This window comes from Burkholderia sp. E168m23 (assembly GCF_016586125.1).
GTDB classification, from domain to species: Bacteria; Pseudomonadota; Gammaproteobacteria; order Burkholderiales; family Burkholderiaceae; genus Burkholderia; species Burkholderia orbicola.
On record NZ_BCPP01000127.1, the window covers coordinates 1 to 10,649 of the forward strand.

Genomic DNA, 10,649 nt, shown 5'->3' on the forward strand with positions numbered 1-10,649 from the left:
AAGGCACCGAAATCACCGTGCAGAAGGCTGCCGTCACGACCATTCTGCCGAAGGGCACGATCAAGTCGCTGTAAGGCTTTCACCGAGCGTCCGGCTCCCCGCGCCGTGCCCGCCTGAGAGAGCGGGCCGCCGCGGCGCCGGACGCGACGCTTTCACGCCAACCACCCGTTCGGCCCCCTCATGAATCGTTATCCACTCTGGAAATATGTCGTGATGGTCGTGGCGCTCGCCATCGGCCTTCTGTACACATTGCCCAACTTCTTCGGCGAAGCGCCGGCGGTGCAGGTGTCGAGCGGCAAGGCCACGGTCAAGCTCGACTCGACCACGCTGACCCAGGTCGAATCGGCACTCGCGTCCGCGCAGATCAAGCCGGACGACGTCACCTTCGAGAACACGGCGACCAGCGCGAACATCCGCGTGCGCCTGAAGGACACCGATACGCAGCTGCGCGTCAAGGACCTGCTGCAGAAGTCGCTGAATGCCGACCCGAACGATCCGCAGTACGTCGTCGCACTGAACCTGCAGAGCGCGTCGCCGCGCTGGCTGACCGCCCTGCACGCGCTGCCGATGTATCTCGGCCTCGACCTGCGCGGCGGCGTGCACTTCCTGCTCCAGGTCGACATGACGGGCGCGCTCACGAAGAAGCTCGACTCCGACGCGTCCGACGCGCGCTCGCTGCTGCGCGACAAGAACATCCGCGACGGCGGCGTGAGCCGCGTCGAGCAGTCCGTGGTCGTCAACTTCAGCGATGCGCAGACGGCGGAAGACGCCCGCAAGGTGCTCGCCGCGTCGATCACCGAGCTGCAATGGGCGACCCAGCCCGGCGGCGGCGGCACGCAAGTCGTCGGCACCTTCACGCCGGCCGTGCAGAAGTCGGTCGAGGACGCCGCGCTCAAGCAGAACCTGACGACGCTCCACAACCGTGTGAACGAGCTCGGCGTGTCCGAGCCGATCCTGCAGCAGCAAGGCAGCGACCGCATCGTCGTCGAACTGCCGGGCGTGCAGGACACTGCGAAGGCGAAGGACATCATCGGCCGCACCGCGACGCTCGAGGCGCGCCTGGCCGACCCGATCAACACGCACCCGAACCCGAACGACCCCGTGCCGCCGGGCGAGGAGCTGTTCACGCAAGGCAACCAGGCGCCGGTGCTGCTGAAGAAGGACGTGATCTTCACCGGCGACCGCATCATCGATGCATCGGCCGGCTTCGACGAACACCAGCGTCCGTCGGTCAACATCCGCCTCGATTCGGCGGGCGGCCGCGCGGTGCGCACCGTATCGCGCGACAACATCGGCAAGCCGATGGCGATGGTGCTGTTCGAGAAGGGCAAGGGCGAAGTGCTGACGGTCGCGACGATCCAGTCGGAACTCGGCGACCGCTTCCAGATCACGGGCCAGCCGACGCCGCAGGCCGCGGCCGACCTCGCGCTGCTGCTGCGCGCCGGTTCGCTCGCCGCACCGATGGACATCATCGAGGAACGCACGATCGGCCCGAGCCTCGGCGCCGACAACATCAAGATGGGCGTGCACTCGGTGATCTGGGGCTTCTGCGCGATCGCCGTGTTCATGATCGCGTACTACATGCTGTTCGGCGTGGTGTCGGTGATCGGCCTGTCGGTGAACCTGCTGCTGCTCGTCGCCGTGCTATCGCTGATGCAGGCGACGCTGACGCTGCCCGGTATCGCGGCCATCGCGCTCGCGCTCGGTATGGCAATCGACTCGAACGTGCTGATCAACGAGCGCGTGCGTGAAGAACTGCGCGCCGGCCAGCCGCCGCAGCTCGCGATCCAGGCCGGCTACGCGCATGCGTGGGCGACGATTCTCGACTCGAACGTCACGACGCTGATCGCCGGCCTCGCGCTGCTTGCGTTCGGTTCGGGCCCGGTTCGCGCGTTCGCGATCGTGCACTGCCTCGGCATCCTGACGTCGATGTTCTCCGCGGTGTTCTTCTCGCGCGGGCTCGTCAACCTCTGGTACGGCGGCCGCAAGAAGCTGAAGTCGCTCGCGATCGGCCAGGTGTGGAAGCCGGAAGGCGCCGCTGCCGCCGCGTCGTTCACCGACGAGGACGAATCGACCGACACCGCGCGCGCCGCGAAGCTCGCCGCCCCGGCGAAGGGCAACGCGCCCCGCGCCGGCAAGCCGCAGTTGCGCAACCGCGCGCAGCAAGGCGTGTCGCCGAAGAAACCGGGCTCGACCCAATAAGGCCCCGGAGACGAAGCCATGGAATTTTTCCGCATCCGTAAAGACATTCCGTTCATGCGGCACGCGCTGGTGTTCAACGTGATCTCGCTGGTCACGTTCCTCGCCGCCGTGTTCTTCCTGTTCCACCGCGGGCTGCACCTGTCCGTCGAATTCACCGGCGGGACGGTGATCGAGGTGCAGTACCAGCAGGCCGCGGAACTCGAACCCGTGCGCGCGACGCTCGGCAAGCTCGGCTATGCCGACGCGCAGGTGCAGAACTTCGGCACGTCGCGCAACGTGCTGATCCGCCTGCAGCTGAAGGAAGGCCTCACGTCCGCGCAGCAGAGCGACCAGGTGATGGGCGCGCTGAAGGCGCAGAGCCCGGACGTCACGCTGCAGCGCGTCGAGTTCGTCGGCCCGCAGGTCGGTCGCGAGCTCGCGACCGACGGTCTGCTCGCGCTCGCGTGCGTCGTGATCGGCATCGTGATCTACCTGTCGTTCCGCTTCGAATGGAAGTACGCGGTGGCGGGCATCATCGCCAACCTGCACGACGTCGTGATCATTCTCGGCTTCTTCGCGTTCTTCCAGTGGGAGTTCTCGCTGGCGGTGCTCGCGGCGATCCTCGCGGTGCTCGGCTACTCGGTCAACGAGTCGGTCGTCATCTTCGACCGAATCCGCGAGACGTTCCGCCGCGAACGCAAGATGAGCGTGCAGGAAGTGATCAACCACGCGATCACGACCACGATGTCGCGCACGATCATCACGCACACGTCGACGGAAATGATGGTGCTGTCGATGTTCTTCTTCGGCGGTCCGACGCTGCACTACTTCGCGCTCGCGCTGACGGTCGGCATCATGTTCGGCATCTACTCGTCGGTGTTCGTCGCGGGCTCGCTCGCGATGTGGCTCGGCATCAAGCGCGAAGACCTGGTCAAGGAAAAGAAGACCGCGCACGATCCGGACGATCCGAACGCGGGCGCGCAGGTTTAAGCGCCACGCCGTTTCGGCATCGAAGCAAAGCCGGCCCGTCTGGGTCGGCTTTTTTTATGCGCGGGCCGCCGTCGTGCGGCGCGCCAACGGCTCGGCCGGCGCCGTCGCGGGTGTCGGCTACAATCGTCACCGCCCTGCCCCGCCGCATGCCGGCCGCGCGCCGGCCGGGCAAACCCCTCGCCATCCGTCCGAACGTGCGGTCCCGATGATGCTTCCCATGCGTGTCGTTCGTCGCCTCGCCGCCTGCGCTGCCGCCGCGGCCGCATTTCCGTATGCGTCGCTCGTCGGTGCGCAACCGGCATCCGCGCCGCCTGCCGTTGCACCTGCCCCCGCTTCGGTGCCCGCCGCCCAACCGCCGTCGCCCTGCCCGCCCGACTGGGAACCGCAGCTCTGCGAACTCAAAGCGGCCGTCGAAGTGCTGAAGCGGCAACACCTGACCGACGTCGACATCGGCGCGCTGCTCGACGCCGCGACCCACGAAGGCATCAAGACGCTGCCGTACGCGCGCTTCTTCAACGCGAAGGAAGAGCAGGAACGGCGCGACGACGAGCGGCGCGCGCGCGACGGCACGCCGGGCATCGGCATCGTGTTCGAGACGCGGCCCGACGGGCTGCACATCATCGACGTGATTCCCGATGCGCCGGCCGAAAAGACCGGTGTGCGGCCCGACGACCTCGTCGTCGCGATGAACGACAGGAGCGTCGTCGGCATCGACGGCGGCGAGTTGATGAAGCTCGCGAAGGGCGACGCGGGCGTGCCGCTGAAGCTCACGGTGCAGCGCGGCCCGCAGCATGCGGTGCTGACCTTCGCGCCCGTGCGCGCGATCGTCAAGCCGCATCCGGCGACCGCGAAGCGGCTCGACGGCGACATCCTGTACACGCGGCTGTCGAGTTTTCCGGAGCCGGCGGTCGGCGACTATATCGACGCGGTGCAGGCCGCGCGCCGCGCGGGCCCGCCGGTGAAGCAGATGATCCTCGACCTGCGCATCAACGGTGGCGGTGCGCTCAATGCGGCGATCGGCATCACCGCGCTGTTCGCGGGACGCGACCGCACCGCGATGGTGACGGTCGAGCGCGACGGCACGCACCGCCGCCGCTACACGACCAACTGGCCCGACTACGAACTGCCCGTCATGCACGGCCAGGACCCGCTCGCGCCGCTACAGGCCGACGACTGGTGGCGCACCGTACCGCTCGTGGTGCTGGTCGACGGCCAGAGCGCGTCGGCCGCCGAAGCGACCGCGGCGGCGCTGAAGGATCTCGGCCGCGCGACACTGCTCGGCATGCCGACCTACGGGAAAGGGCTCGCGCAAACGGGCGTCGACCTGATCGACGGCACGCGCCTGAATTTCACGTTCGCGCGCAACCTGCGGCCGAACGGGTGCCCGATGGATGGTTACGGCGTCGTGCCGGACCGGCTCGTGCCGCCGCGCCGCGATGCGGACGTCGACGGCGTGCTGCTGTGGTACCGGGAAGTCGATCTCGCCCGCGCGCCCTATGCGGACCGGCAGGCGCCCGACCCGTTCGCGCAGGTGCGCAAGGCCCGGCAGAAGCTGCGCGAAGCGCGCGTGCGCGCGAAGGTCGATACGGCGAGGAGCGCGGCGCTGCCGCAGCGCGCATTCGGCACGGCGGCCGACTGGCAGCTCCGTCAGGCGCTCAATGCCCTCGCCGGCCGCCCGGTGCAGACCATCGCCGCGCCCGCGCAACTGATGCCGGCGCAACCGGTCTGCGAGCGCGGCGGCAACTGACGCGCCGCCGCGCCGGACCGGGCGCCACGATGATAAATTGAATGCTCCAATCACTTCATCCGGACCCAGCCCGATAATGCGTACTCAGCCAGGCGGAGCCCTCCGGGGGTTCAAGTATTCACTCGTGACGACCATCATGGGCGCGCTTATCGGCAGCTTCGGCACCTGGATGGTCGACCGCAACATGGTCAGCGCAGCACGCGAGACGGCCCGTCTCGCAGAGCAACGCACGGCGTTTGTCGAAGTATGGGGGCAAGCCGAGCTATTCGCCTTGAAGCAGGCGCGATATGACGACTTCTCGTCGCTCGACGATTTGGCGGCGAAAATGCCGCAAAACCCGGTGTCAGCAATTTTCCGGAACAACTATCGTGTGCTCGGAGCTGAAGCGAATCGCGCCCAAGATGAAGCGCGTAACTCGCTCGCGGCCAAGCACCTGCTCCTGTCGGAACCGCAATACGCCACGGCCCGCCGCTTCATCGACGCCACATCCGCGGAGAACCGAACCGGAAAGCGCGTCACGGCGGCCAATCTCGAAGCGCTACGCGCGACTGCGAAGACGCTTCTCGCTAGCGACGGCTGAATCGCAGCCATCACTAGCTACACGAGTCACCGAAACCCGAACCGCTTGCGCAGCACGACCAGCGCCGCGAGGCTCAGCACGGCCGCGAACATCAGATAGAAGCTCGGCGCGGTCTTCATCCCGGTCTCGCGGATCAGCCACGCGATGATGAACGGCCCGAAGCCGCCGAAGATCGTCACCGCGACGTTATAGGCGAGCGACATCCCGGTCGTGCGCGTCTGCACCGGAAACACCTCGGACAACAGGCCCGGCAGCGCCGCGAAGTAGCCGGTCATCAGGAACGCGAGCAGCACCTGCAGCGCGATCAGCGTGCCGAAGCCCGGATGCGCGACGAGATACGCGAACGCCGGATAAATCAGCACGAGGATGCCGACGGCCGGCGCGATCATCACGCGCACGCGGCCGTAGCGATCCGACCAGTGCCCGACGAGCGGCGCGAACGCCATCTGGATCACGCCGACCACGAGAATCGCGGCAAACGCGGCCGACGGCGCGAGGCCCAGCTGCTTCACGCCGTAGGTCGGCATGAACAGCACGAGATAGGTGGCGACGGTGCCGAGCACGACCACGCCCATGGCCGCGACGAGGCGCGCCTTGTGCGACGCGAACGTATCGCGCAGCGGGTTCGCGGTGCCTTCGGCCGCGAGGAATTCGGGCGTCTCGTCGACCTTGGTGCGGATGTAGTACGCGACGGGCCCGAGCAGCAACCCGAAGAAGAACGGCACGCGCCAGCCCCACGACGCCATCTGGTCGGCCGTGAGCTGCGCGTTCAGCACGGTGCCGAAACCCGCGGCGAGCAGCGTCGTGAGCCCTTGGCTCGCGACCTGCCAGCTCGCGAAGAAGCCGCGCCGGCCCGGCACGTGCTCGGCGAGGAACGCGGTCGCGCTGCCGAACTCGCCGCCGGCCGAGAAGCCCTGCATCAGCCGCGCGGCGACGAGGATCACCGGCGCGGCGACGCCGATCGTCCCGTAGGTCGGCAGCACCGCGATGATCAGCGTGCCGGCCATCATCAGCAGGATCGACAGCGTGAGCGCGGCCTTGCGACCCGCGCGGTCGGCATACGCGCCGAGCACGATCGCGCCGAGCGGGCGCATGAAGAACGACACGCCGAACGTGCCGAGCGTGAGCAGCAGCGACACGGTGTCGTTGCCGGCCGGGAAGAACAGCTTCGAGATCGTCACCGCGAAAAAGCCGTAGACGACGAGATCGAACCACTCGAGCGCGTTGCCGATCGACGCGGCGACCACCGCGCGCCACACGCGCGGCGACGAGGCAATGGAGCTGGACTGCGTGACGGCATGCATCGGCGATCTCCTTGTCGTTGTACGTTCTGTTCGAGGCGGCCGCCGTCGCGCCGTCGCGCCGTCGGCCTGCCCGGCGCCGCATGGCCACATGCGGCGCTCGGGCGATTATAGGCGCGCAAAAAAAACCGCCGCGCCCCGGTAACGGGAGCGCGGCGGTTTGCCCGCGGGGCCGGCGCGACGGCCGGCCCCGCCGGGGAGTCTTACTGCTGCTTGACCGCTTCGGCCGTGATCAGCAGCTTCGTCTTCATCTTGAAGCCGTACTGCTTGCCGTAGTCGAGGCCGAAATCGTCGCGGCTGAATTCGCCGACCGCATCGACGCCGCACACTTCACGCTTGAGCATCGGGTGCGGCATGCACTTGAACGAATCGATCTTCAGCGTGAGCGGCTTCGTGACGCCGTGCAGCGTCAGGTTGCCGACCACCGACACCGGCTTGTCGCCGTCGAACTTGATCGTGCCCTTGTAGTTCGCCTGCGGGAACTTCGCCGCATCGAAGAACTCGGCCGTCTGCAGGTGCTCGTCGAGCTTCGCGCTGCCCGTGTGGATCGACGCGATGTCGGTCGTCACGTCGACCGTGCCGGTCTTCGCCGCGCGATCGAGCGTCACGGTGCCGCTCGACTTGTCGAACTTGCCGCGCCAGACCGACAGGCCGCCGAAGTGGTCGGCCTCGAAGCTCGGGTACGTGTGGCTCGGATCGAACTGGTAGGTTGCGCTTTCGGCGAAGGCCGAGAACGACAGGGAAGCGGCCAGAGCGCCGGCAGCGATGATCAGATGCTTTTTCAAACTTTTTCTCCTGGAAACGGCGCCGCGCCCTCGCGCGGCATTCAGTTGAGGCGGCAACCTGCCGCTTACTTCGTGGCGACGAGATGGAACTTGATCTGCACTTCGTCCGCGACGATCGACGTGTCCTTCCACTCGCCGGTGCCGACGTTGAAGGTCGAACGCTTGATCGGCAGCACGCCGTCGAACGTCTGCGTCGCGCCGTTTTGCGCGACCGTGACGGGCACCGTGACGGTCTCGGCCTTGCCCTTGATCGTCAGCTTGCCGGTCACGTTGTACTTGTTGCCGCCGGCCGGCGCGATCGCCGACGACACGAAGGTCGCCTGCGGATAGGTCTTCGCATCGAACCAGTCCTTGCCGGCGACCTGGTCGTTGTACATCTTGTCGCCGAGGTCGAAGCTCGCGACGTCGATCGTCATTTGCGCGCTGCCCTGCGCGGCTTTCGCCGGGTCGAACTTCACCTGCGCGGAAAACTTCTTGAACGCGCCTTCGGTCGGCACGTTCATCTGCTTCGACACGGCGGACACCTTGCTCTTCGCGAGATCGACGTCGGCATGCGCCGCGCCCGACGCGACAAGCACCGCCGCGGCGAACGCGGTCAGCATGGAGCGGGAGAAAGACACTTTCATGGGATCCTTCATTTGGCAAAGGGAAGCATGCGCGACAACAGGCCGTCGCGGTCCAACAGCTGATGCTTGAGCGCCGCGAGCACGTGCATCGCAACGAGCGCAAGCAGAATGTAATTCAAAGACACATGCAGCGTCTTGAAGGTTTCCTTGAGCGCCGGATCGGGGTCGATCAGGCGCGGCAGCGGCACGATACCCAGATAGACGACCGGAATGTTCGACGCCGAGCTGTACAGGTAGCCCGTCACCGGGATCACGATCATCAGCACGTACAGCAGCATGTGCACGCCGTGCGATGCCGCGCGCTGCCACGCCGGCGTGCCGCCCGGCAGCGGCGGCGGCACGTGGGTCGCACGCCAGAGCACGCGCACGACGGCCAGCGCGAACACCGTCACGCCGATCCACTTGTGCCACGAGAAGTACTTCAGCTTGGTCGGCGTGAAGCCGGGGATGTCCGTCATCACCCAGCCGAGCGCGAAGCCGCAGATGATCAGCAGCGCGATCAGCCAGTGCAAGGCGATCGCGGTGTGCGCGTAGCGTGCCGGCGCGGCCGGCGGCGATTTCGATGCCATCTTGGATTCCTCAGTTCAGCGAACGGCCGCGCCGGTAAATTCGTCCGACGCATGTCAAGGGCGCCATGCTACCGCAACCTTTTGACGCGCGCGGACTCTGAGGACAGGCGCGCCAGCCGGCTGACGGCTTCCCGCCATGTTACCGACCGGTCACGAAACTCACGATCCTTGACGCATCGAAAAAGCCCTTTTGGTAAGATTGGCGCGGGTTCCGGCCCCGTCGACGTGTTCCCCCAGCCGTCGCAACACCGCCTTTTCCATGCAACGATACGACCTGATTGCCTGCCACGAATGCGACGCACTGTTGCATAAACCGCGCCTGAGCGGCCGCCAGATCGCGCGCTGTCCGCGCTGCGACGCACTGCTCTATCGCAACAGCACCACGCAGATCGAGCGCATCACCGCGCTCGCGGTCGCCGCGCTCGTCACGTTCATCATCGCGCAGACGTTCCCGATCCTCGAAATGGACCTGAACGGCACGCGCGTGCAGACGACGCTGATCGGCGCGATCGACACGCTGTGGCATCAGGACATGGAGATCGTCGGCGTGATGGTGTTCTGCTCGACCGTGCTGTTCCCGCTCGTCGAGATGGCCGCGCTGCTGTACGTCCTGCTACCAATCCGCCGCGGCGTCGTGCCGCCCGGCCTCAACCTCGTGCTGCGCACGATCCAACTCGTGCGGCCGTGGGGGATGATCGAGGTGTTCATGCTCGGCATCCTGGTCACGATCGTAAAGATGGTCAGCCTCGCGCGCGTCGTGCCCGACGCGGCGCTGTTCGCGTTCGGCGCGCTCACGCTGATGACCGCCGTCGTGCTGATGTTCGACCCGCGCACCGTGTGGGACATCGCCGACGACCTGCGCGCCGGCCGCGCGCCGGCGCGGCCCGACCCCGCCGCGCCGCTGCCGGACGCGCCCCGCCGATGACGAGCCCCACGCCGATCGCCGCCCGCGAGGGCTATGCCAGCTGCCACGCGTGCGGGCTCGTGCAGACGATCGACCAGCCGCACGCGCATTGCGCGCGCTGCGGCAGCGCGCTGCACGTGCGCACCCCGAACAGCATCATGCGCACGTGGGCGCTGCTGCTCGCGGCCGCGATCCTCTACATTCCGGCGAACCTGCTGCCGATCATGCGCACGTCGTCGATCGTCGGCTCGCAGCAGGACACGATCATGAGCGGCGTCATCTATTTCTGGACGTCCGGCGACTGGCCGCTCGCCGTGGTGGTGTTCGTCGCCAGCATTCTCGTGCCGATGCTCAAGCTCGGCGTGCTGACGATCCTCGTCACCAGCGCGCAGCGCCGCGCCGCCTGGCGGCCGCTGCAGCGCACGCGCCTCTACCGGATCGTCGAGCGCATCGGCCGCTGGTCGATGCTCGACATCTTCGTCGTGACGCTGACCGTCGCGCTCGTCCATTTCCGTTCGCTCGCCGTCATCACGGCCGGCCCCGGCGCACTCGCGTTCGGCTCGGTCGTGATCCTGACGATGCTCGCGTCGATGCAGTTCGATCCCCGCCTGATCTGGGATCCAGTCGAAACCTCAGGGAATCACCATGAATAGTCCACAAGGCCCGCAGCACGACGCGCCCCGGCCGCCCGATCCGGCGATCTCGACGAAAAGCGGCTGGCTGCCGTCGCTCGTCTGGCTCGTGCCGCTGATCGCCGCGCTGATCGGCATCGGCCTCGTGATCAAGTCCGTGCGCGAGCGCGGCCCGGAAATCACGATCAGCTTCCACAGCGCCGAAGGGCTCGAGCCGGGCAAGACCCAGGTCAAGTACAAGGACGTCGAGATCGGCACGGTCAAGACGATCAAGCTGTCGAAGGACCTGTCGCGCGTGCTGGTCCAGGTGCAACTCAAGAAGGAAGCGGAAGAC

11 protein-coding genes and 1 pseudogene are annotated in these 10,649 nt (G+C 67.1%); 8 read left to right on the forward strand and 4 right to left on the reverse strand.

Annotation, left to right across the window (positions count from 1 at the left end; translation table 11 throughout):
• From JMF90_RS09450 to JMF90_RS09470, 5 genes and pseudogenes are all read left to right on the forward strand, one after another.
• A pseudogene (locus JMF90_RS09450) lies at positions 1 to 74 on the forward strand (preprotein translocase subunit YajC); the annotation flags it as partial.
• Positions 75 to 180: 106 nt separating this feature from the next.
• Positions 181 to 2,202, forward strand: coding sequence for a protein translocase subunit SecD (gene secD / locus JMF90_RS09455; protein ID WP_006476869.1), 2,022 nt, complete (start codon positions 181 to 183; stop codon positions 2,200 to 2,202).
• Positions 2,203 to 2,220: 18 nt separating this feature from the next.
• Complete coding sequence (secF, locus tag JMF90_RS09460) at positions 2,221 to 3,171, forward strand: protein translocase subunit SecF (RefSeq protein WP_006476870.1); 951 nt, start codon at positions 2,221 to 2,223, stop codon at positions 3,169 to 3,171.
• A gap of 217 nt (positions 3,172 to 3,388) precedes the next feature.
• Positions 3,389 to 4,918: a S41 family peptidase gene (locus JMF90_RS09465; RefSeq protein ID WP_227745857.1), complete on the forward strand. Its 1,530-nt coding sequence runs from the start codon at positions 3,389 to 3,391 to the stop codon at positions 4,916 to 4,918.
• Between the two features lie 124 nt (positions 4,919 to 5,042).
• The gene (locus tag JMF90_RS09470; RefSeq protein WP_125380835.1) at positions 5,043 to 5,498 is read left to right on the forward strand and encodes a hypothetical protein; all 456 of its coding nucleotides are present in this window, start codon (positions 5,043 to 5,045) and stop codon (positions 5,496 to 5,498) included.
• A 26-nt stretch (positions 5,499 to 5,524) separates the two neighbouring features.
• Here the strand turns inward: JMF90_RS09470 and JMF90_RS09475 are convergent, their stop codons facing one another.
• The 4 genes from JMF90_RS09475 to JMF90_RS09490 all read right to left on the reverse strand — a co-directional run bounded on the left by JMF90_RS09475 (position 5,525) and on the right by JMF90_RS09490 (position 8,779).
• Positions 5,525 to 6,802 (reverse strand): MFS transporter, encoded by a 1,278-nt coding sequence (locus JMF90_RS09475; protein WP_077179128.1) that lies wholly within the window; start codon positions 6,800 to 6,802, stop codon positions 5,525 to 5,527.
• 200 nt (positions 6,803 to 7,002) lie between these two features.
• Positions 7,003 to 7,584 carry a YceI family protein gene (locus JMF90_RS09480; RefSeq protein ID WP_006476873.1) on the reverse strand — a complete coding sequence of 194 codons (582 nt, stop codon included), beginning with the start codon at positions 7,582 to 7,584 and terminating at the stop codon, positions 7,003 to 7,005.
• Between the two features lie 65 nt (positions 7,585 to 7,649).
• The gene (locus JMF90_RS09485) at positions 7,650 to 8,210 is read right to left on the reverse strand and encodes a YceI family protein (RefSeq protein ID WP_054927432.1); all 561 of its coding nucleotides are present in this window, start codon (positions 8,208 to 8,210) and stop codon (positions 7,650 to 7,652) included.
• An 8-nt stretch (positions 8,211 to 8,218) separates the two neighbouring features.
• On the reverse strand, positions 8,219 to 8,779 hold the full coding sequence (locus tag JMF90_RS09490; RefSeq protein WP_069232201.1) for a cytochrome b: 561 nt from the start codon (positions 8,777 to 8,779) through the stop codon (positions 8,219 to 8,221).
• Positions 8,780 to 9,038: 259 nt separating this feature from the next.
• On the opposite strand from JMF90_RS09490, the gene JMF90_RS09495 reads away from it, so the two are divergent.
• The 3 genes from JMF90_RS09495 to JMF90_RS09505 all read left to right on the forward strand — a co-directional run.
• A complete protein-coding gene (locus tag JMF90_RS09495; RefSeq protein ID WP_011544616.1) occupies positions 9,039 to 9,704 on the forward strand; it encodes a paraquat-inducible protein A in 666 nt (221 codons plus the stop codon).
• A complete protein-coding gene (locus JMF90_RS09500) occupies positions 9,701 to 10,336 on the forward strand; it encodes a paraquat-inducible protein A (RefSeq protein WP_125380836.1) in 636 nt (211 codons plus the stop codon). Before JMF90_RS09495 ends, JMF90_RS09500 begins: the two co-directional genes overlap by 4 nt.
• The coding region (locus JMF90_RS09505) for an MlaD family protein (protein ID WP_201325066.1) at positions 10,329 to 10,649 on the forward strand (321 nt) is incomplete at its 3' end. The genes JMF90_RS09500 and JMF90_RS09505, both read left to right, overlap by 8 nt.

Coding starts and splice junctions, on each gene's coding strand:
- JMF90_RS09500 (WP_125380836.1), top strand. CDS start 9,701: ATGACGAGCCCCACGCCGATCGCCGCCCGCGAGGGCTATGCCAGCTGC.
- JMF90_RS09485 (WP_054927432.1), bottom strand. CDS start 8,210: ATGAAAGTGTCTTTCTCCCGCTCCATGCTGACCGCGTTCGCCGCGGCG.
- JMF90_RS09475 (WP_077179128.1), bottom strand. CDS start 6,802: ATGCATGCCGTCACGCAGTCCAGCTCCATTGCCTCGTCGCCGCGCGTG.
- JMF90_RS09495 (WP_011544616.1), top strand. CDS start 9,039: ATGCAACGATACGACCTGATTGCCTGCCACGAATGCGACGCACTGTTG.
- JMF90_RS09490 (WP_069232201.1), bottom strand. CDS start 8,779: ATGGCATCGAAATCGCCGCCGGCCGCGCCGGCACGCTACGCGCACACC.
- secF (WP_006476870.1), top strand. CDS start 2,221: ATGGAATTTTTCCGCATCCGTAAAGACATTCCGTTCATGCGGCACGCG.
- secD (WP_006476869.1), top strand. CDS start 181: ATGAATCGTTATCCACTCTGGAAATATGTCGTGATGGTCGTGGCGCTC.
- JMF90_RS09465 (WP_227745857.1), top strand. CDS start 3,389: ATGCGTGTCGTTCGTCGCCTCGCCGCCTGCGCTGCCGCCGCGGCCGCA.